At 38.0% G+C, this 21906-nt stretch carries 23 protein-coding genes; 20 read left to right on the forward strand and 3 right to left on the reverse strand.

The window, feature by feature from the left end; translation table 11 throughout:
- On the reverse strand, positions 1-1551 hold the full coding sequence (locus tag POF52_RS17590) for a solute symporter family protein (RefSeq protein WP_013081928.1): 1551 nt from the start codon (positions 1549-1551) through the stop codon (positions 1-3).
- Positions 1552-1567: 16 nt separating this feature from the next.
- Positions 1568-1903, reverse strand: a complete 336-nt coding sequence (locus POF52_RS17595; RefSeq protein ID WP_042452898.1) for a DUF485 domain-containing protein — start codon at positions 1901-1903, stop codon at positions 1568-1570.
- Between the two features lie 499 nt (positions 1904-2402).
- Between POF52_RS17595 and POF52_RS17600 the strand changes: the two genes are divergently transcribed.
- The 4 genes from POF52_RS17600 (at position 2403) to POF52_RS17615 (ending at position 5423) form a co-directional block, all read left to right on the forward strand.
- The gene (locus POF52_RS17600) at positions 2403-2711 is read left to right on the forward strand and encodes a hypothetical protein (protein ID WP_013055618.1); all 309 of its coding nucleotides are present in this window, start codon (positions 2403-2405) and stop codon (positions 2709-2711) included.
- A gap of 214 nt (positions 2712-2925) precedes the next feature.
- A complete protein-coding gene (locus POF52_RS17605; protein WP_014461387.1) occupies positions 2926-3681 on the forward strand; it encodes an IclR family transcriptional regulator in 756 nt (251 codons plus the stop codon).
- A 31-nt stretch (positions 3682-3712) separates the two neighbouring features.
- Entirely contained in the window at positions 3713-4540 is an 828-nt protein-coding gene (locus tag POF52_RS17610) for an aldo/keto reductase (protein ID WP_271993709.1), read from the forward strand.
- A gap of 121 nt (positions 4541-4661) precedes the next feature.
- The gene (locus POF52_RS17615) at positions 4662-5423 is read left to right on the forward strand and encodes an SDR family oxidoreductase (RefSeq protein WP_074893987.1); all 762 of its coding nucleotides are present in this window, start codon (positions 4662-4664) and stop codon (positions 5421-5423) included.
- A gap of 92 nt (positions 5424-5515) precedes the next feature.
- Here POF52_RS17615 and POF52_RS17620 read toward each other — a convergent pair whose 3' ends face one another.
- Positions 5516-5971 (reverse strand): MarR family winged helix-turn-helix transcriptional regulator, encoded by a 456-nt coding sequence (locus tag POF52_RS17620; RefSeq protein WP_016763199.1) that lies wholly within the window; start codon positions 5969-5971, stop codon positions 5516-5518.
- A gap of 352 nt (positions 5972-6323) precedes the next feature.
- On the opposite strand from POF52_RS17620, the gene POF52_RS17625 reads away from it, so the two are divergent.
- The 16 genes from POF52_RS17625 (at position 6324) to POF52_RS17700 (ending at position 21848) form a co-directional block, all read left to right on the forward strand.
- Entirely contained in the window at positions 6324-6962 is a 639-nt protein-coding gene (locus tag POF52_RS17625) for an HlyD family efflux transporter periplasmic adaptor subunit (protein ID WP_271993712.1), read from the forward strand.
- Between the two features lie 42 nt (positions 6963-7004).
- The gene (locus tag POF52_RS17630) at positions 7005-8630 is read left to right on the forward strand and encodes a DHA2 family efflux MFS transporter permease subunit (RefSeq protein WP_013081936.1); all 1626 of its coding nucleotides are present in this window, start codon (positions 7005-7007) and stop codon (positions 8628-8630) included.
- An 18-nt stretch (positions 8631-8648) separates the two neighbouring features.
- Positions 8649-9179 (forward strand): NAD(P)H-dependent oxidoreductase, encoded by a 531-nt coding sequence (locus POF52_RS17635; protein ID WP_014461382.1) that lies wholly within the window; start codon positions 8649-8651, stop codon positions 9177-9179.
- 8 nt (positions 9180-9187) lie between these two features.
- Positions 9188-9598 carry a hypothetical protein gene (locus POF52_RS17640; RefSeq protein WP_271993714.1) on the forward strand — a complete coding sequence of 137 codons (411 nt, stop codon included), beginning with the start codon at positions 9188-9190 and terminating at the stop codon, positions 9596-9598.
- Positions 9599-9760: 162 nt separating this feature from the next.
- On the forward strand, positions 9761-10186 hold the full coding sequence (locus tag POF52_RS17645; RefSeq protein ID WP_013055628.1) for a MarR family winged helix-turn-helix transcriptional regulator: 426 nt from the start codon (positions 9761-9763) through the stop codon (positions 10184-10186).
- 116 nt (positions 10187-10302) lie between these two features.
- Entirely contained in the window at positions 10303-11292 is a 990-nt protein-coding gene (locus POF52_RS17650) for a LacI family DNA-binding transcriptional regulator (protein ID WP_271993716.1), read from the forward strand.
- Positions 11285-12163: a ribokinase gene (gene rbsK, locus POF52_RS17655; protein WP_271993718.1), complete on the forward strand. Its 879-nt coding sequence runs from the start codon at positions 11285-11287 to the stop codon at positions 12161-12163. The genes POF52_RS17650 and rbsK overlap by 8 nt, the downstream gene beginning before the upstream one ends.
- Positions 12164-12553: a D-ribose pyranase gene (gene rbsD, locus POF52_RS17660; RefSeq protein WP_013055631.1), complete on the forward strand. Its 390-nt coding sequence runs from the start codon at positions 12164-12166 to the stop codon at positions 12551-12553.
- Positions 12554-12567: 14 nt separating this feature from the next.
- Positions 12568-14049, forward strand: coding sequence for a sugar ABC transporter ATP-binding protein (locus POF52_RS17665; protein WP_271993720.1), 1482 nt, complete (start codon positions 12568-12570; stop codon positions 14047-14049).
- 1 nt (position 14050) lies between these two features.
- Positions 14051-15010, forward strand: a complete 960-nt coding sequence (gene rbsC, locus POF52_RS17670; protein ID WP_271993722.1) for a ribose ABC transporter permease RbsC — start codon at positions 14051-14053, stop codon at positions 15008-15010.
- Positions 15011-15021: 11 nt separating this feature from the next.
- Complete coding sequence (gene rbsB / locus POF52_RS17675; RefSeq protein WP_013055634.1) at positions 15022-15942, forward strand: ribose ABC transporter substrate-binding protein RbsB; 921 nt, start codon at positions 15022-15024, stop codon at positions 15940-15942.
- A 439-nt stretch (positions 15943-16381) separates the two neighbouring features.
- On the forward strand, positions 16382-17650 hold the full coding sequence (locus POF52_RS17680; protein ID WP_271993724.1) for a 3D domain-containing protein: 1269 nt from the start codon (positions 16382-16384) through the stop codon (positions 17648-17650).
- Positions 17651-17805: 155 nt separating this feature from the next.
- Positions 17806-18417 carry a flavin reductase family protein gene (locus POF52_RS17685; RefSeq protein WP_271993726.1) on the forward strand — a complete coding sequence of 204 codons (612 nt, stop codon included), beginning with the start codon at positions 17806-17808 and terminating at the stop codon, positions 18415-18417.
- 351 nt (positions 18418-18768) lie between these two features.
- Positions 18769-20046 (forward strand): ABC transporter substrate-binding protein, encoded by a 1278-nt coding sequence (locus tag POF52_RS17690; protein WP_097824219.1) that lies wholly within the window; start codon positions 18769-18771, stop codon positions 20044-20046.
- A 72-nt stretch (positions 20047-20118) separates the two neighbouring features.
- On the forward strand, positions 20119-20973 hold the full coding sequence (locus POF52_RS17695; protein ID WP_013055639.1) for a carbohydrate ABC transporter permease: 855 nt from the start codon (positions 20119-20121) through the stop codon (positions 20971-20973).
- Between the two features lie 68 nt (positions 20974-21041).
- A complete protein-coding gene (locus POF52_RS17700) occupies positions 21042-21848 on the forward strand; it encodes a carbohydrate ABC transporter permease (protein WP_026106517.1) in 807 nt (268 codons plus the stop codon).
- Positions 21849-21906: the final 58 nt, after the last annotated feature.

Consider the following 21906-nt stretch of genomic DNA (forward strand, 5'->3'; position numbering starts at 1 on the left):
TTAATGTTTGACGGGCTCTTCGATTCCCATACCTGTATTTGCTTTTACTAAAATCTCATCAAATTTCTTTTCGTCTGCTTTTTTAGACGAAAGAAGTGTTCCTATAAAAGCAGCTAAGAAGCCTAGAGGAATAGAGATAATACCAGGGTTTGTTAGCGTAATGAGCGGTTCACCTACAAAGATAGCAGCTCCCGGCTCAGGTGCCCACACGTTTGGACTAATGGCAACTAAAAACAGGGAGCTGAATAGTCCAACCAGCATGCCAGTGACTGCTCCTGCTGTATTAAAACGTTTCCAAAAAATAGTGAGAAGAATAATTGGCAAGTTAGCGCTCGCTGCTACCGCAAACGCAAGTGCCACTAAAAATGCCACGTTCATGTTTTGAGCAAATAATGCAAGAATAATAGATAAAATGGATACCCCAATAGAAGCCCATCGTGCAGCCACTACCTGTTCTTTTTCAGTAGCAGCTCCTTTACGCAGAATATGACTATAGAAGTCGTGCGCGAATGCTGAAGCTGCTGAGAGCACGAGTCCGGCTACAACAGCTAAAATTGTAGCAAATGCTACAGCTGAAACGAACGCAAAAAGAAAGTCTCCGCCAAGAACTTGAGCGAGCAGAGGAGCCGCCATATTTCCTGCTGCATTTGCTTTGATAATATCATCATATCCTACAAAAGCAGCAGCACCGAATCCTAAAAAGATTGTCATAATGTAAAAAACGCCAATGATCCACGTTGCATAAATAACAGACTTTCTTGCGGTGATGGCATCTTTTACTGTGAAGAAACGAATAAGGATATGAGGCAGGCCTGCTGTACCAAGAACAAGAGCTAAATTCAACGAAATCATGTCCAGCGGATTTTTGAATTTATTTCCTGGATTTAAAAAGCCGTCACCAAGAGGAGTTGCAGTTTTCATCTCGGAAAACATTTTAGCTAAGCTAAAATCAAATTTTGAAAATACGATAATGGAAATAATGAACGTACCAATCATCAGAAGCAAGGCTTTGACAATCTGCACCCAGCTAGTCGCTGTCATTCCTCCAAATACAACGTAAACCGTCATCAAGACGCCGACAATCAAGACAGAGTACACGTAATCTAGACCAAGTAATAAATGAATTAATGCTCCTGCTCCAACAAGCTGCGCAATCATATAAAAAATGGAAATGGTGATCGTGTTTAACGCAGCAACTCCTCGCACTTTCTTTTCGTTAAAACGAGCTGCTATCATATCTGCCATCGTGTACTTTCCTAAGTTGCGAAGTGGTTCAGCTACAATGTATAACACAACCAGGTAGGCAACTAAAAAGCCGATGCTGTAAAAAAAACCGTCAAATCCAGAAAGCGCTACCATTCCAGCTATACCTAAAAATGATGCAGCAGACATATAATCTCCGGCAATCGCCATACCGTTTTGCCAGCCGGTTAAACTTCCATCTGCTGTATAAAAGTCACTGGTCGTTTTTGTCCGCTTGGATGCCGCATACGTAATGATTAGCGTAAGACCTACAATGGCTAAAAAAAGTGAAAAAGCTAGTACGTTCATTCATTTAACCCCCTATTTAATTTGCAGCTTCTTTTTTAATCGTGTCAACAAGTTCATCAAATTTCGAGGCTCTTTTTGTGTATAAAATGCATAGGGTCCAGGTCATCACAAACTGTGCAAAAGCAAATACCCACGCCCAGGTCATAGAAGCAAAAGCTGGTTTGTTTAAGACGGTTGTGTAAGCCGTTAAAATAGGCAAGGTAAAATAAAAAGCAAGAAAAAACAGAGAGAGCGGTAAAATAAAATTGCGTTTTTGTTTCAAAAGCTTTTGAAATGAAGCAGACTGTGCAATTTCTGTGTAATTAGGAGAGGAAGAAGCATTGTTTACCTTCTTTAAAGAATTTTCATTCATCGCCAAGCAGAATTCCCCCTTTGATAATAAATAGATGAAGCGAAAAGCTTCATATCACTTGAATTATATTATTTTCGGAATAAAAAGTAAATTCTGTCTTTTTGTGAGAATGGTAACTGTATAAGTTTTTTAATATACTGAAGGTTCACAATAAATGCATACTGCCATAATAAAAAAAGAACAACATTCAATACAAAGGAAGAATCATTCGAAAAAGAAATATTGAAATTAATCCTTAGTTTCTTTTACATATAAGGCTTTTCTTTATTATTTAGGCGTTATTTTTTTGTTTGATCTTTTGAAAAAGAAAAGAAGATAATGATAAAATCATATGCACACAATAATGTTTAGATAGGAAACAGGTTGAGAAAGTACGCTATTATTTAGAGATGGTTATAAATAGACAAGATATTATGAAAGATTTCTATATGAATGATATTTTTTCTTTATAGCAAACAAATCATGTGACTACTTAGTATAAAAGAGAAAAGGTGAAATAATGGCATTTGGAATTAAACGCCCGGAACTAAACGCATGGAAAGCAGCTGTTAAGCGAGGAGAGATCGCATTTTTAACTCATTATTGGCTTGATGAGCGTTTTCCACATGCAACTACTGTAACAAAAGTAGGTTGCAGTGACTTAAATAAGCTGATTAAGTGGGGAAAAAAGTATGGTATTCCCGCTAAGTATATTGATAATCGATCCGGCTATCCTCATTTCGATTTACTAGGTGAGCGTCAGAAAGAAATTATGAAAAAGGAAAATCAGCTGGAGCAGCTGAAGCGATTTGAAGAAGTTAACGAGTGAAAAGCAAAACTAATTTAAAAAACTGTAAAAAAATTCTATTGTTAAGGCTTTTTTATGTTTAAATAGAAAAAACAGTGGAATAGATTAAGAAGAACAATTACGCCATATATTCTCTCTTATGGGGAAAAACCTTAGGTGAGTTTCCTTATTTGATACGATAAAGAGCTTTGCTTTATAATAAAATTGTGGTTCGGATAAAAGGAGGAAGAAGGGCATGTCCGAGGTTGGAACTTTAAAAAAAGGATTAGATATCTTCTCTTTGCTTTTAAACCGTCCGAATATGACTATTCCAGAAATGATGGAAGCGCTCGGTTTTAATAAGAGTACGATGTATCGTCTTGTGAGCACGCTTGAACAAAACGGATTTATTGTAAGAAACCCGTCTAACCGCTATACGGTTTCACCACAACTGGTGCTGGCACTCGTGCAAAATACGATGCATACGAACTATGAAATGAATTGGCTCTCTGTTCCTGCTATGCAGAAGCTGAGTGAAGAGACCAAAGAGACCATTTACGCGGGAATTCTCCATCATAAACAAATGGTTACAACTCAGGTGGTCAACGGGCAATATAGCACTCGTACGCATTCCGAAGTAGGAAATAAAAAGCCGCTTCATGCAAATGCTATTGGAAAGTGTATTCTTGCTTATCAAGAGGACAGCGTACAAAAATCTATTCTTCATGAACTTTCGCTTGAAGCTTATACAGATCGAACGATCACCGAGCTGGACGAGCTTGAAGCTGATTTGGCTTTAAGTAAGGAAAGAGGATATGCTGTCGATGATGAAGAACGGGAGCCGGGCGTTCGCTGTATTGCAGCCCCTATTTTCAGAAAAGGAAAAATAATGGCGGCTATTGCTTTATCAGGTCCATCCCTTCGTATTTCACAAGAGAAAGACGAAGAACATGCTGCACTTGTTAAACAGTGTGCAGAACAAATTTCACAAGCAATTACTCTTTACGAATAATTCAATAGTAAAAAAGGGGATGAACAGCAACATGGAAAACTTACAGTCAACTACGACCTTAGCAAACGGCGTTAAAATGCCTTGGTTAGGTTTAGGTGTTTATAAAGTAGAAGATGGTCAAGAAGTTGTAGATTCAGTTAAATATGCAATCAAAGCTGGATATAAAAGCATTGATACGGCTAAAATTTATGAAAATGAAGAAGGCGTGGGACAAGCGATCAAAGAATCAGGTGTTTCTCGCGAAGAACTGTTTGTTACATCAAAAGTATGGAATGCAGATCAAGGATATGACACAACTATTCAAGCGTTTGAAACAAGCTTAAACAAGCTAGGTCTTGAATATTTAGATTTATACTTAATTCACTGGCCAGTTGAAGGTAAGTATAAAGATACGTGGAAAGCACTTGAAAAGCTTTATAAAGACGGGAAAATTCGTGCAATCGGCGTATCGAATTTCCAAGTACATCATTTAGAAGACTTGATTGCAGATGCAGAAGTCAAGCCGATGGTAAACCAAATCGAATTTCATCCACTTTTAACACAAACAGAAGTGCGTGAATACTGCAAAAAACAAGGAATCCAAGTGGAAGCATGGTCACCGCTTGCACAAGGTGAGCTGCTTGATAACGAAGTGTTAACTCAAATTGCTGAAAAGCACGGAAAATCAACTGCTCAAGTTATCTTACGTTGGGACTTGCAAAACGAAGTAGTAACTATTCCTAAGTCAACAAAAGAACATCGTATTATCCAAAATGCAGACGTATTTGATTTTGAATTAAATGAAGAAGAAGTTGAAAAAATTAACGCATTAAATCAAAATCATCGCGTAGGTCCAGATCCAGATAAATTTGACTTTTAATTTTAAAGCAAGACTAAAACGTCTTGTAAGATAAATAATAAACAAAGCGCTATTGTCATTCATGCAGTAGCGCTTTGTTTATTAACAAATAAATTTGATAGTTGAACGAGGAGGAAAAGTAATGAAGATGTCAGGAAACACTATTTTAATTACGGGCGGAGCGTCCGGAATTGGGTTGGCGCTTGCAGAACGGTTTTTAAATGAAGGAAATGAAGTCATTATTTGTGGAAGAAGGGAGTCAAAGCTGCAAGAAGCAAAAGAAAGATTCCCTTCATTACATACAAAAGTGTGCGACGTATCAATGGAAGAAAGCAGAGTAGAGCTAGTAAAATGGGCGACTGAAAGGTTCCCGAAATTAAATGTTATTGTGAATAATGCAGGCATTCAGCAGCGCGTAAATCTTTTACACATGCACGAAGAGTGGCAGTATTACGAAAAAGAACTAATGAGTAATGTAAGTGCTCCTATTCATTTAACGTCGTTATTGGTTCCTCATTTTGTTCAGCAAGAACGTGCTGCGGTTATTAATGTAACGTCCGGGCTGTCTTTAACACCTGGAGCATGGGTACCAATCTACAGCGCAACAAAAGCGGCGTTGAGGTCGTTTACGATTAGTCTAAGACATCAATTAGAAGAAACAAATACCGAAGTGATAGAAATTCTTCCTCCAGCCGTGAACACGGATTTAGGAGGACCGGGACTTCATACATTTGGAGCACCGCTTGATGACTTTGCTGATTCGATATTTGAAGAATTGAAAAAAGGTAAAATCGAAATTGGCTATGGAGACAGCGCTAAGAGGCTTCATGCTTCCAAAGAAGAAATTGAGAAAGCTACAGCACAGGCTTGGAATGGTTTTTTAAAAAATAATCCTGAATTTTAAAGACAGCAAACAAAAAGCTTCTTAAACTCGTCAATAGTAGCGGGTTATAAAAAGCGTGTGTCCATAAATAAATGAACACACGCTTTTTAGCATTAACGATCTACAGTTTGTCTAATTCGTTTTTCCATTTTTTCAAGCATGCGGAGGTACTCATCCTGTTCTTCAGGAGTTAGTGCAAAAAGCATGTCTTGCCAAAATAAATTTCGCTGCTCAATTACATAGTTCACTAATGTTTCGCCAGCCTCTGTTAAGGATATCCATACAATTCGGCGGTCTTTTTGGTCACGTACGCGCTTAATGAGTGCATCATCTTCTAATTGATTTAATAAAATGGTAGTAGCTCCGGAGGTTAGCTTTAGATTTGAAGAAATTTCAGCTACCATACGTTTAGAGCTGACTCCAATGAATTTTAGAATTAAAAATTTCGTAATGGTCAAATTATAGGGCTGCTCACTGATTTTATCTTCCAAGAGCTTTCGCTTGAGTTCAAATAATGAGGTTTTAACTTGGTCAAGTTTTTCTAGTTTATCTATTAACTGCTGATCCATTATAATCACCTTTTCTTTATCATTATAGGTGTTAAACAATTGCTGCTAGTTACCTATTGTGGTTTATGTATATAGGGAGTTTGTTCCGAAAAAAGAAGCTGTTTTTGTGTATAACCCTATGCTTATATATCTAACTTTAAAGTAAAGTAAAGTACTTGTAAAGAAACCAAAACTTTTAAGTTGTATTTCAGTTAAAGATGTAGTAAAGTATTCAGTCGGGAAAACTTTATGAAACATAAATGTTTAGTTTTAAAAATAAATTAAAAACAAAGTTATTTACAACTAAATATCTTTGTGATAAAGTTATCTAGCGTAATACTTAACTGAATGAAATATTAAGGAGGTAAAATAAATGTCAAGAGGGCGTTTAATTTTAATGAACTTTATCGGAATTATTGTAGTATTAGCTTTAATTATTGGTGGGGGATACTATTATATTCAAAAATCTAATTATGTATCCACAGACAATGCAAAAGTGTCCGGTGACCTTTATACAGTAGTAGCGCCAGCGGCAGGTACAGTAGCAAGCTGGAACGTTGAAGAAGGTAAAGATGTTTCAAAAGATGATGAGGTAGCTAAAATCCAATCAGAAGATGGAGAAAAAACAGTTACAGTACCAGAAGACGGTAAAATCATCAAAACACAGGTAAAAGAAAATCAAATGGTTCAAGCTGGTCAACAAATTGCTAGCGAAGTAGATATGAATAACTTATTCATCATTGCAAACATTAAAGAAGACAAATTAAAAGATATTGAAGCTGGCGATGACGTTGATGTAACAGTTGACGGAGATACTAAAACAACAATCGATGGAAAAGTAGAAGAAATCGGTTATGCAACAAACTCAATTTTCTCATTAATGCCAAGTTCTAATTCAGACGGCAACTATACGAAAGTATCACAAACAGTTCCTGTTAAAATCTCTATTTCTAACTACTCTGAAAACGTACTACCAGGTATGAACGCAGAAGTTAAAATCTCTAAAAACTAAGAACGTACATGATTAAGAAGAGAAGAAAGGAGGAAGGAACTGATGTCAGCAAACACGATACAACCAGAGGAAAGCTCAGTTAAAAAGCATATCCCGCTGCTAGTCGTACTTATGCTTGGATTGTTCTTAGCAATTTTAAACCAAACGCTGCTAAATGTTGCGATTCCGCATCTGATTACAGAGTTTGGCGTTACGGCTAATACCGCACAGTGGTTGCTTACAGGATATATGCTTGTCAATGGTGCACTTATTCCATTATCAGCCTATTTAATTGAACGTTTTGGAGTTCGTCGCTTATTCTTATTTGCAATGGCCTGCTTTACAATAGGTGCACTTATCTGCGGGATTGCGCCTACTTTCTCGATTATGCTAATTGGACGTCTGGTTCAAGCAGTCGGAGGCGGAGTGCTAGCACCTCTAGTTATGACCATTATCGTATTTATTTTCCCTCCTCATATGCGCGGAAAAGGAATGGGTATCTTTGGTTTAGCCATGATGTTCGCTCCAGCAATTGGACCAACGCTTTCAGGATGGGTTATTCAAAACTATGACTGGCACATTTTATTTACGGGAATGGTGCCACTAGGTGCACTCGTACTTATTATTGCAGCTTTTAAATTAAAAGATATTAAACCGCCTCAAAATGTAAAAGTAGATCTAATTTCTGTGTTTACATCTCTTGCAGGTATGGCTTTACTTCTATACGGCTTCAGTGAAGCTGGAAACGATGGCTGGACGGATTCAGTTGTATTGTCAACGATGATTGGCGGTATTGTCTTATTAATCATCTTTGTCGTGCAGCAGCTTCGACTTAAGAGTCCATTACTTGATGTGAGAGTATTTAAATACAGTATTTTCTCATTATCTAATATCATTAGTATTGCCATTACAATCAGCATGTATGCTGGTATGTTCTTATTGCCAATTTACTTGCAAAACATCCGTGGCTATTCAGCATTTGATTCAGGTTTATTAATCTTGCCTGGTGCACTTGTTATGTTAGTTATGTCACCAATTTCTGGTACGCTGTTTGATAAATTAGGACCGCGTCCACTAGGGATTGTCGGGATGTTGATTACAGTTGTGACAACATTTGAATTTACAAAATTAACGCTTGAAACACCATTTAGTCATATTGTTATTATTTATATGATCCGTGCATTCGGTATGTCATTATTGATGATGCCAATTATGACGGCTGGTTTAAATCAGCTGCCGGCAAAATTAAGCAGCCATGGTACATCAATGGCGAACACGCTTCGTCAGGTGAGTGGTTCAATCGGTATCAGTTTAATGACTACAATCTTTACAAATCGCACAACATATCATGTGAATGAAATGAGCAGTTCCATGACTACATCCGATCCATTCTTTATGAATAACTTCCAGGCATTTGTGCAAAAGATTGCTCAAACGCTTCACCTTTCTCAAACAGAGGCGCAAAAACAAGCTTTAACAACATTAGCTGGAAAAGTTCAAGCGCAAGCAACTGTACAAGGAATTAACGACGCGTTTTATTGGACAGTTATTATTGCCATTATTGGATTGATTTTAAGTTTCTTCCTACGTGATGTTCGTAAAGATGCAGTAGTAGAAGTAGAAGAGACAGAAAAAGAAACAACAGACGATATTCGTATGTTACCGGCACCAAAAGATATGAACTCATAAGCAACGGAGGGATAAAGGATGAAAATTTGTATCGTATATGATAGTGAAGGCGGACATACAGAGGCATTAGCAAAAGCGATTGCTTCTGGCGCCGAGCTGTCTGGAGAAGCAACTGTATATGTAAAGCATGTAGAAGAAGCAGATGTACGTGAACTGCCTGAAATGGATGCTATTATTTGGGGCTGCCCAGGGCATTTTGGAACAATCAGTTCAGGGTTAAAAACGTGGATTGATAAATTAGGTTATTTATGGGCAGAAGGTAAATTAATTGATAAAGTAGGTGCGGTGTTCTGTACAACAGCTACAACGCACGGGGGCTTAGAAGCAACGCTTTTAAATTTAATTACACCGATGCTTCATCAAGGAATGGTTATCGCTGGCTTACCAGGTAACATTCCAGAAAATGCGCTGTACGGTACTTATTACGGTGTGGGAATTACTTGTCCAATCGAAGGTGACGAATTATTAACAGAGAACGACCAAGCGCTAGGTAAAGCGTTAGGAGAACGTGTTGTTCAAGTGACTAAACGAATGACACAAGGACAGTAGGTGACAGTATGTTAGGTATTTTACTGATCGTTGTAGCTGTGATTCTGGTTGTACTAATTATTACAATGAATGCTAAAGCATCATCTCCTAAGCGCCAGCGTACAGTTCCACCTAAAAAAGAAGCGGCTGCTTCAAATGCTCCTAAAGAGCCAAAAGTAGAAGAGAAAAAAGTGGCAGAAAAAAAACCTGCAGCACCAAAAGAAGAGCCAAAAGAGCCGCAGGCCAAGACGGAAACGAGAACATCTAGACATAAGAAAGAAAAAGATGTCATGAACGATGATATGTATCGTCAAGTGCTGCAAAAGTTTAGAGAAGGCGAAAAAGACGACACGGTTTTTACAAAAGAAGAACGTGACGTTATGAATGATGACGCTTTTCGTAAGGCTTTAAGATCGTTTAAGAAAAACGATAGTGAATGAGTTTCTTCTATTATAATAGTACGGAATAAAATAGATAGAAAATAGGTTATAAGCATTCCGCGAAACCAGCCGCTCTCCCCAGGCTAGGTTTCGCTTGGAGTGCAGCAGGGGGCTGACATGTTAACATCGACTCCCTGATTATAAGAAAGGGGACGTCAAAACATGGAACAGCTCACATTTATTGAAGAGGTCCAGAGAATTTCGATATCCCTTAACAAAAAGGTAATGACAGAGATAAAAGAAAGGTTACTTTCACAAGGGATTACACCTTTTCAATATCATATCTTATTAATTATCGGTAAGTGCAGTCACATTGGGGTAACCAAGCTGGCAGAAGAGATGCGCGTCAAGCCTAGTGCGATTACTCCTGTTATTAATCGTTTAATAGACTTAGAGTTAGTTTCACGCTATCACTCTAAAGAGGATCGCCGCAAAGTAAACATTGAGTTAACAGCTAAAGGTGAACAAGTGATTGAAGAAGCAAATGAAATTGTGCAAAAGATGATTGCTCATTTCTTTTCTTGCTATGAACCGAAAGATCAAGAGCAATTTTTGAAGTTATTTAAGAAACTAGACGCTAATATCTAATGAAAGAAAAATCACTTCTTAATGAAGTGATTTTTTTTAATAAAAAGATTGTCAACTTCACTTTTCCATGTTATCATTTGTGTAAACGGTTACATATATGAAGGGAGGGAAATAAAGTGGTAACAATTCGTGATGTAGCAAAAGAAGCAGGTGTGTCCGTTGCGACCGTTTCGCGCGTTTTAAACAGTACAGGATATGTAAAAGAAGACACGCGTGTGCGAGTAATGAATACAATTCAAAAATTAAACTACAGCCCTAACGAGGTAGCCCGTTCGCTTTATACACGTGAATCGCGTTTGATTGGTCTCTTGCTTCCAGACATTACAAACCCTTTTTTCCCTCAGCTTGCACGAGGAATAGAAGATGAAGTACATAGCCATGGATTTCGTTTAATTCTTGGCAATAGTGATGAGCAGTTAGAGAAAGAATTAACCTATCTCCAAACGTTTACGCAAAACCATGTAGTGGGGATGATCACGGCAACAACAAGTCTAGCTCAGAAACTATATGAAGGTCTTACATTTCCCGTCGTGTTTTTAGATAGAAGTTCTGATCAGTATCCATCCGTTTATGCTGATGGTTTTGAGGGTGGAAAACTTGCTGCAGAAGAAATAATCAAAAGAGGAAGTAAAAGAATTACACTTATCAAAGGTCCAGTAAATGTAAAGCCTGCTCAGGAACGCTTTCAAGGCTCTCTGTCTGTTTTGAGTCAGTCTGATGCAGACTTTTACGTATTAAATACAAATTCTCTAGCGTTTGACGATGCGCAGAAATGGGCAAAGGAAATCTTTCAAAAGTACCCTGAAACGGACGGGATTATTGCAAGTAATGACATTGTAGCCACAGCCGTTTTACACGAGGCGTTTCGATTAGAAAAAAGCGTGCCCGATGATCTACAAGTAATTGGTTTTGATGATATTCCGCACAGCCGCTTTTCGTTTCCAGCGCTGTCTACAATTCGTCAGCCTGCTTATGAAATGGGCAAGCAAGCAGCAGGTCTGTTAATGAAATGTATTAAGAAAGAACCTTTAATTCAAAAGCAAGTACAACTACCCGTTACGTTTATTGAACGAAATACGACACGAAAGGTTGAGGAACATGGCTAAAGTAACTGTGATTGGAAGTTCATCAATGGATTTAGTAGTAACATCAAATATTCGTCCTGGAGCTGGAGAAACAGTGTTAGGAGAATCATTCAAAACTGTTCCTGGAGGAAAAGGAGCGAACCAAGCTGTTGCAGCAGCCCGTCTTGGAGCTGATGTGAGTATGATTGGGTGTGTGGGCGAAGATCATTACGGAAAAGCAATTCTGGAGAATTTCAAATCAAACGGTGTATCTGTGAAAAATGTGAAACCGGTTACATATTTAGATAGCGGAACAGCTCACATTATACTGGCTGAAGGAGATAACAGCATTGTAGTTGTCAAAGGAGCAAACGATTATATTACTCCAGACTACGTAGAAAAAGCAAAAGAAAAAATTAAAGAAGCGGATATCGTACTTATTCAGCAAGAGATTCCAGAAGAAACGGTTGAATATGTTGCTCAGCTTTGTCAGGAACTTAAAGTACCGCTTTTGTTAAATCCAGCGCCTGCAAGACCATTAAAAGCAGAAGTGATTGAACAAGTTTCTTACATCACTCCAAATGAACATGAAGCAGAGCTTTTATTTGAAGGAAAAGAAAAAGAAGAAGTATTAAAACAGTATCCAAATAAATTGTTTATTACAGAAGGAAAACAAGGTGTGCGCTATTTTAACGGCGAGAAAGAAGTATTGGTTCCTTCTTATCAAGTAGAAACGATTGATACAACAGGAGCAGGAGATACATTTAACGCAGCGCTTGCTGTGGCACTTGCCGAAGGAATGGGTTTTGAAAAAGGAATTCAGTTTGCTAATCGCGCAGCTTCGCTATCCGTCACTAAATTTGGTGCGCAAGGCGGTATGCCGACTCGAAAAGAAGTGGAGGAGAGTCTGTAAATGAAACGTCACGGAATGATTAACAGTCATATTACGAAAATACTAACAGATCTAGGTCATACAGACACTATTGTCATTGCAGATGCAGGGTTACCTGTTCCGAGTGACGTGCCTAAAATTGATTTATCTTTAAAGCTAGGGGTGCCTAGCTTTGAAGATGTAGTAGTAGCTGTGTTAGAAGATATGGCTACAGAAAAAATAGTGATTGCTTCTGAAATGAAAGAAAGAAATCAAAAGGCTTACGAGTTGATGGAGAAGCAAAACATCTTAGTAGAAGAAGTATCGCATGAACAATTAAAAATGCTGACAAGCAAAGCGAAAGTTGTGATTCGTACAGGAGAAGCAACTCCTTATGCAAACTGCATTTTACAAGCGGGAGTTATTTTTTAAAAGAGGTGAACAGCATGCATATTGCAATGAGAGGGATTCATAAAGCCTTTGGAGCAAACTGTGTACTAAGGGGCGTGGATTTTGAATTACATGAAGGTGAAGTTCACGCACTAATGGGGGAAAATGGAGCGGGGAAATCTACGCTGATGAATATTTTAACCGGCCTTCATAAAAAAGATGAAGGGCAGATTCTGATTGATGGCAAAGAGACGTATTTTCAAAACCCAAAAGAAGCAGAACAAAACGGAGTTACCTTTATTCATCAAGAGCTGAACGTTTGGCCTGAAATGACGGTGCTTGAGAACTTATTTATTGGCAAAGAATTAAAAACGCCTTTAGGTTTTTTAAAAACAAAAGAAATGAAAGCGTTAGCAAAGAAGCAGTTTGAAAAATTAGCTGTGACCATTCCTCTTGACCAAGAAGCGGGACTTTGTTCTGTCGGACAGCAGCAAATGATTGAGATAGCCAAAGCGCTGATGACGAATGCAAAAGTCATTATCATGGATGAGCCAACCGCAGCGCTTACTGAAAGAGAAATTCAAAAGTTATTTGACGTAATTAATGCGCTGCGAAAACAAGGTGTATCGATTGTCTATATTTCACATCGTATGGAAGAGATTTTCGCTATTTGTGATTCCATTACGGTCATGCGTGACGGACAGACGGTAGACAAAAAGCCGATTCCAGAAACGAGCTTCGATGATGTTGTTCGCAAAATGGTAGGAAGAGAGCTAACGGATCGATTTCCTGCTAGGACATCTCCTAAGGGAGACGTTGTATTTGAAGCAAAAGGCTTGGAGAGAAAAGGTGTATTTCAAGACGTTCATTTTTCAGTGCGATCAGGAGAAATTGTCGGTGTTGCGGGGCTAATGGGAGCTGGCAGAACCGAAATTATGCGCGCTATCTTCGGGCTTGATCCGTTAGAAAAAGGCGAAATTATATTAAATGGCAAACGGGTCAGTATCACAAAGCCCGACCAAGCCATTAAATTAGGTCTCGGGTTCATTACAGAAGATCGTAAAACAGAAGGGCTCGTCCTGGATTTTTCTATTCGAGAAAATATTGCGCTTCCAAGTCTATTCAGCTTTTCGCCAAAAGGCTTTATTGAACAAAAAAGCGAGCAGCAATTTGTAGATTTACTTATTAAACGTTTAACGATCAAAACCGAGTCGTCTGAGACGAGTGCGGGTAACTTATCGGGAGGAAATCAGCAAAAAGTAGTTATTGCCAAGTGGATTGGCATTGGACCAAAAGTGCTGATTTTAGATGAACCAACTCGAGGAGTTGACGTCGGGGCAAAGCGTGAAATTTATCAGCTTATGAATGAACTGACAGACAGAGGCGTGGCTATTATCATGGTGTCTTCAGAGCTTCCAGAGGTACTCGGCATGAGCGATCGCATTTTGGTTGTGCATGAAGGAAAAATAACAGGTGAACTGACAAGTGAAGAAGCAACTCAAGAAAAAATTATGACATTTGCAACAGGAGGTCAGTAAAATGAAAGCAAACACAGGGATCAAAGAAAATCGCGTTGATAACGTGATGCAAAAGCTAGGTCCGTTACTAGGTCTATTTATTCTTATTGTCATTGTATCGATTTTAAATCCAAGCTTTTTAGAACCTTTAAATATTTTAAACTTGCTGCGTCAAGTAGCCATTAATGCCTTAATTGCATTCGGTATGACGTTTGTCATTTTAACAGGCGGAATTGATTTATCGGTTGGCTCTATACTTGCTTTATCAAGTGCGTTAATGGCAGGTATGATTGTGTCAGGTGTAGATCCTATTTTAGCTATTTTAATAGGATGTGTGTTAGGAGCTGTAATGGGTATGATTAACGGCTTGCTTATTACAAAAGGAAAAATGGCGCCGTTTATTGCAACGCTAGCGACGATGACAATTTTTAGAGGGTTAACGCTTGTTTATACAGATGGAAATCCGATTACGGGCTTAGGCGAAAACTATTACTTCCAGTTATTTGGCCGCGGCTATTTTCTAGGTATTCCTGTTCCGGCAATTACGATGGTACTAGCATTTGCTGTCCTATGGGTGATTTTGCATAAAACGCCGTTTGGCCGTAGAACATATGCAATCGGGGGAAATGAAAAAGCAGCATTTATTTCAGGAATTAAAGTACCAAAAGTTAAGGTTATGATCTACTCACTAGCAGGATTATTGGCAGCGCTATCAGGAGCGATTTTGACTTCTCGTTTGAACTCTGCTCAGCCAACGGCAGGTACGTCTTACGAGTTAGATGCTATCGCTGCAGTAGTACTGGGTGGAACAAGCCTTTCTGGAGGACGTGGACGCATTGTTGGAACGTTAATTGGTGCGCTGATTATCGGAACGTTAAACAACGGCTTAAACTTACTCGGCGTTTCGTCCTTTTACCAAATGGTCGTAAAGGGAATTGTTATTTTAATCGCGGTATTAATTGATCGCAAAAAGTCAGCTTAGGAGGGAAAAACATGAAGAAAATTTGGCTCGTGCTATTATCATTTTCATTATTACTGTTAGGGGCTTGTTCACTTCAGCCTCCTGAGTGGGCGAAACCATCTGAAAGTAAAAATTTAAAAGATATTAAAATTGGTTTATCCGTTTCTACATTAAACAATCCGTTCTTTGTTTCGCTAAAAGAAGGGGTACAAAAAGAAGCAAAAAAACTGGGCATGGAAGTAGTTGTAGTAGATGCTCAAAATGATTCAGCAAAACAAATTAACGATGTGGAAGATTTAATGCAGCAAGGTGTTAACATTCTGCTTATTAACCCAACGGATTCAGCTGCTATTTCAACAGCTGTACAATCGGCTAATAATGTAGGTATTCCAGTTATTACACTAGATCGTTCAGCAGAAAAAGGAAAAGTAGAAACCCTCGTAGCTTCAGATAATGTAAAAGGTGGTCAAATGGCTGCTGATTACATTGTGAAAAAAGTAGGGGAGAAAGCTCAAGTAGCAGAACTTGAAGGCGTGCCGGGAGCTTCAGCAACTCGTGAACGAGGAAAAGGGTTCCACAACGTTGCGGATCAAAAGCTAGATATTACGGCTAAACAGTCGGCTGATTTTGACCGTACAAAAGGCTTAAACGTTATGGAGAATGTTCTTCAAGGAAATCCTGGTATCAAAGCCGTATTTGCTCATAATGATGAAATGGCATTAGGAGCTATTCAAGCGATTAACAGCTCAGGAAAAGATGTGCTAGTAGTAGGGTTTGATGGAAACGACGATGCAATTAAAGCGGTAAAAGAAGGGAAGCTAGGAGCAACTGTAGCTCAGCAGCCTGTTTTAATCGGTAAACTTGCCGTAAAGTCTGCTAAAAATGTTCTTCAAGGCAAAAAGGTAGATAAGCAAATTCCAGTGCCTTTAAAACTAGTAACCTCTGACAAATAATGGTTTTATACGTGTGCAGAAAAAAGACGCTCATTTGATTTATGGGCGTCTTTTTATGTATATAAAGTGTAAAAAAGAAGTGAAAAAGTCATAACTTTATAAATAGTGTAGGAATTATGTAGGTGGAATTTATGTAATAAAAAGTAAAAAACACCGAAAAAAGACGGTAAAACACATAATTTTCTGTGAAAAATTTGTAATATACCTGTAATAATAAGCGTTTATTTCTATTTTTAAAGAGCAAATATGCCCTGTTTATGATAAAAATATATCTTTTTTAATAAACAGTAAACCTCTCTATCAAGGGATTTTGGTGATGAATTCCCAGAAAGAGATTCTTGGTTATACAGATTATGGGAAACTTTTAACTGTATTGTAACATAAACAGATAGTTTTTTATGGTATAACTATGTCTATGAGGAAAGGGGACTATTACTTTATGAAAATTTTTAAGCGTATGACTCTTGCAGCAGTCACAGGAATTTTCTTCATGACCGGCATCACAGAGACTCACGCCCAATCGAATGAAGAAGCGCTCCAGAGTACTGAAAATAAAATTAAAGAAACAGAAAAGGCTGTTCAACAAAAAGAGAAAGAGAAACAGTCTATCAATTCAGATGTTCAAAACATTCAATCACAATTAAATTCATTACATACAGTAATCTCTAGCAATAAAAAAGAGTTAGCATCGACTGAAAAGCAGATTTCAGAAGCGAACAAAATGATTGAGAAAAAGAAAAAAGAAATCGTTTTGCTTCAGGAAAAAGTGTTAAGTCGTAAAGATATTATTGAAAATCGATTAGTTGCTTTACAGCAAGACGATAAAACAAGCGTTGTTATTGATACATTAATGAATGCTGATAACTTTGGAGATTTTGTCGCGCGTATGGGTGCTGTCACAACTTTATTGTCAGCAGATAATGATATTTTAAAGCAGCATCAAAATGACTTAGATCAAATTGAAAAAGATAAAAAAGAAATTGATAAGCAAGAAAAAGTATTAGAAGCAGCAAAAGGTAGCCTAGCGGCTAAACAAGCTGAATTAGATAAAAACGTTGCGAAACAAACAGCAACGTTAACAACTATGCAAGAAAAATACAGTACGGTCGTAAATGAAATTGATGCAGCTTCTTCAGAAAAAGCAAATCTTCAGTCTGAACTAACAGGCATTCAAGATAAGATTGCAAAAGAAAAAGAAGAAGCTCAAAAGCAAGCTGAGCAAGTGGCAAAACAGCAGGCGACTGAAAAGGGTGAGGCTGATGCAGAAGCAAAGCGTCAAGCTGAACTAGCAACAGCTAAAAAAGAAGTAAAAACAGAGCCAAAACAAGAAGTAAAAACAGCTGCAGCTACAGAGAAGAAAGCAGCCGTTTCTTCAGAAGCAAAAGAAACGAAAAAAGAAGAAAGCACACAAAAGCATTCTGGAAAAGAAATGTATGTAGAAGCAACAGCTTATACAGCTAATTGTGCAGGCTGCAGCGGTGTAACAGCCACTGGACAAAATGTAAGTTCAGGCACTCATAAAATTATTGCGGTAGATCCATCCGTTATTCCATTAGGTTCAAAAGTATACGTAGAAGGATACGGAGTGGCAACAGCAGGTGATACGGGCGGTGCGATTAAAGGATATCGAATTGACGTATTAGTACCTTCCGAGTCAGCTGCAAAAGCATTTGGACGTCGTACAGTGAAAATTACGGTGTTAAATTAACGAAATAGGCTGAGACAAAAGCAGTTTAGTTGAAGAAAGATCCGAACGAGTAATCGTTCGGATCTTTTCATTGTGTTGGTGAGCAAGTTGCTAGCTAATCTATGCTCTTTTCGTTACCATACAATAAAGTAAATGGAAGAAAAGGAGTGGGTAAAATGAAAGTAGTGGATCCAGCGGTACAAAGTGCAAAAGACAATTATCATTTGCTAACAGGTGTCATCATTCCTCGGCCAATTGCGTTTATTACAACTCAAAATGATGACGGTGTAGTGAATGCCGCGCCGTTTAGTTTTTTTAATGTAGTTGCGGCAGAGCCTCCGCTGATTGCCGTTTCGGTTTCGAGAAGTGAAGGTCAAATGACGAAAGATACGGCCAAAAATATTAGTGCATCTAAAGAATTTGTAGTTCATCTTGTAGACGAAAACTTAGTGGAACAAGTGAATCAAGCGGCATCTTCTTACCCTTCTTCCGTGAGTGAAGTCGAAGAAACAGGGTTAACACTAGCACCGAGCAAAAAAGTGCAGGTTCCCGGAATTCAAGAAGCAAGCATTCGAATGGAATGTAAGCTTCACCAAATTGTTCCATTAGGAACGGATGAGGCATACAGCTCAGATTTGTTTATCGGTGAAGTTGTGATGTTTCATATTAGTGAAAAAGTGATAGAAAACGATCGCGTTTCTGCAGAACGTGTGAAGCCAGTCAGCCGGCTTGCGGGTTCTAACTATAGTAAATTGGGGCAATTATTTTCCTTAGAACGTCCCAAATAAGCAAGAAAGTATTACTTATGTAGCAAAAAAATAGTATACATTGGATTTTTTTAAATAAGCGATTGTGTTCTGTTTCAACAACGACAGTACATTCGCTTTTTTTCATGAACGAAAAAGTTAATAGAAACCATAATAACAAAATCAATTTAGAAAAAGGCAAAAATGTAAGGTTTTTGCCTTTTATATTTACCATTGAGGAAAAAGGTATTCATTCATATAATTTAGATTAAGTAAATTGTATACGCTTTCAATATACAGAATTATTTTTCAATAATTCTCTGGAGAAAGAGTCATGAGCGTCTACAAAAAAACTTGCCACACTAGGAGACGAGATTATAGGAGGGGTATTCATTGAAACGTTGGTTTAGTTTAATCAGTTTTGCACTCATTTTAACCCTAGTACTTGCAGGATGCGGAGGAAAGTCCGCTAATGAAACAAGTGGTAGCGGTGGAAAAGAAGTTGTTGCATGGGCTTGGAATATTAACGTACCGGTATTAAAGAAAGCAGCAGCAGAATACCAAAAAGAGAATCCAGGGTTTAAATTAAAAGTAGTGGATATGGGACGTGAAGATGTTTATTCAAAACTAACAACAGGATTGCAAGCTGGCGGAAAAGGCCTTCCTGATATTGTATTAGTAGAAGACGATCGTTTCCAAGGATATTTAGATGCATTTCCAAAAGCATTTTTAAACCTATCTAAAAAAGGATTTGATAAGCAAGAAGATAAGTTTCCTGAGTTTAAGAGAGCCCTTTTATCAAAGAATGGAGATATGTACGGCTTCCCGTTTGATGCAGGTCCAACAGGCGTATTCTATCGCACAGATTACTTTGAAAAAGCAGGCGTAGATCCAAACAGTATCAAAACATGGGATGATTACATTGCAGCTGGTAAGAAAATTAAAGAAAAAGTTGGCGTTGATTTACTAGGTTTAGATTTTAATAATGACGATGGCTTATTCCGAATGACGCTGACACAGCAAGGTACGTTCTATTTTAATAACAAAGGAAAGCTAAATTTAACTTCTAAAGAAGCGAAAAAAGCAATGGAGTTAAATAAGAAGTTAAAAGAAGCAGGCATTGTTAAAAATACAGTGGGCTGGGATGCTTCAATCAGTGCCTTAGCAGAAGGTAAAGTAGCAAGTTCACCATCTGGTGCTTGGCTATCCGGTTCTATTACACAGCAGGCTCCGGATTTAAAAGGAAAATGGGGAGTGTTTTTATTACCTTCGTTTGAAGAAGGAGGCAACCGTGCTTCTAACTTAGGCGGAAGCAACTATGTGATTTCAGCAACTAGTCAAAAAGCAGATGAAGCGTACAAATTTATGGAGTATTTCTCAACAACGGATAAAGTTCAAGAAGAAGCGATGAAGGGCGGATTATTCCCATCATTAAATACCGTATACTCTTCAAAATTATTCACTGCACAAGATGAGTACTTTAACAATCAGACGATTTGGAAAACATTCGCAGATGAAATGAAAGATATTAAGCCGGTTAATTTTACGGGCAATTACTCAGTTGCAAACAGTGAAGCAGTCAAAGCTGTGTCAGAAGTAACAAATGGTAAGGGCGTTACAGACTCGCTTGAAGCAGCTCAAAAACGCTTAGAAAACCGAATTAAAAAATAATCAAGAAGCATAGAAGGTGATTTATGGAAAATTGCCTTCTATCTCTTCTTCTTGCGGTACTAGGAGGTCATCATGAAGACAAATAAATCGTTGCCTTACTTATTTATTGCTCCAGCACTTTTGCTGTTCGCGCTGTTTACAATCTATCCTATTTTTTCATCGTTTGTTCTAAGCTTTCAGAGTATGGAAGGCGGAAAGTATGTATTTACCGGGTTATCAAACTATACACGCTTACTCGGAGATGATATTTTCTGGAAAGCGCTTGGGAATACGGGAATTATTTTAATCGTTCAAGTACCCGTTATGATTTTATTAGCGCTTGTACTAGCTAACGCGTTAAACAGTCAGCTTTTAAGACTAAAAGGTTTTTTCCGAGTTTCATTTTTCTTGCCGGCAGTAACGTCACTAGTTGCCTACTCTATTTTGTTTTCAATCATTCTTCAAGATGAAGGAATTATGAATACTATTTTAGGGTTTTTCGGTATCGATGCCATTCAGTGGCTGGGGGATCCATTTTGGGCTAAAGTCTCAATCATCGTTGCGATGACTTGGAGATGGACAGGTTATAACATGGTTATTTTTCTAGCAGCTCTTCAAAGTTTATCTCATGAAGTTTACGAAGCAGCTGATTTAGACGGAGCAAATCGTATTCAAAAGTTTTTCCACGTAACGGTTCCACAATTAAAACCCGTTATCTTGTTTGCTACTATTTTATCAACAATTGGCACCCTTCAATTGTTTGACGAACCTTTTAACTTAACAAAAGGCGGCCCTGCTGATTCTACTATGACGTTAGGCTTATATATTTATCAAAATGGCTTTAAATACTTTGATTTTGGATATGCATCAGCCATTGCGTACGTTGTTGTATTATTAGTTGGTATTTTAACGTTCTTCCAATTTAAATTTACGGGTGATAAATCATGAGTGTATTAGAGAGAGTAGAAGCAACCGCAGTAGTTACCGTTCCTAAGGTCAAAAAGAAAAGGCACATCATGCGCAAAATAGGACTATACAGCTTGCTTGGGCTGTTTACGATTATCTCAATTTTTCCTTTTTACTGGATGTTTATCGGCGCTACGAATGAATCAGGAAAAATGTTTACAAACCCTCCAACGCTGAAGCCTGGCGATCAATTTATGACAAATCTACAAAATTTAAATGCTTCAATTGATTTAGGGCGCGTCTTTTTTAACTCAGTATTTGTTTCAGTCGTGTATGTGATTGTAGCTTTAATGGTCTGCTCCACAGCTGCATATGCGTTATCTAAATTTGAATTCAAAGGCCGCAACGCAATTTTCACTACGCTTTTATTGTCTATGATGATTCCATATCAAGCAACGCTCATTCCACTTTTTCAGCTGATGTCGAATTTTAATTTGCTTGATACGTATTTTGCACTTATTGTTCCGCAGCTGTGCTTTCCGTTTGCTATCTTTTTATTACGTCAGAACTTTTTAGCTTTTCCAACGGAACTTATTGAAGCAGCTCGTTTGGACGGAGCTGGAGAGATGAGAATCTTTTTAACTATTGTGCTTCCTTCTATGAAGCCTGCTATGGCTGCAGCAGCTATTTTCTTATTTATGACACAGTGGAATAACTTTATGTGGCCTTTAGTTGCGACTACATCTAACGAAATGGCTACATTGCCAGTTGCTCTTTCAAGCTTAATTGGCTTATCGATTATTGATTACGGTCAAGTAATGATGGGAGTAACGATTGCAACCATTCCAATCATTGTCTTCTTCCTAGCACTTCAGCGTCATTTTATTTCCGGAATGCTTGGAAGTGCAGTAAAATAAAAAGCAGCAGATGTTGAAAAAAAGTATGTTAGTTAAAGGAGGATCCGAACGAATCTTA

The sequence above is a fragment of the Priestia sp. AB genome, assembly GCF_028369225.1.
GTDB classification, from domain to species: Bacteria; Bacillota; Bacilli; order Bacillales; family Bacillaceae_H; genus Priestia; species Priestia megaterium.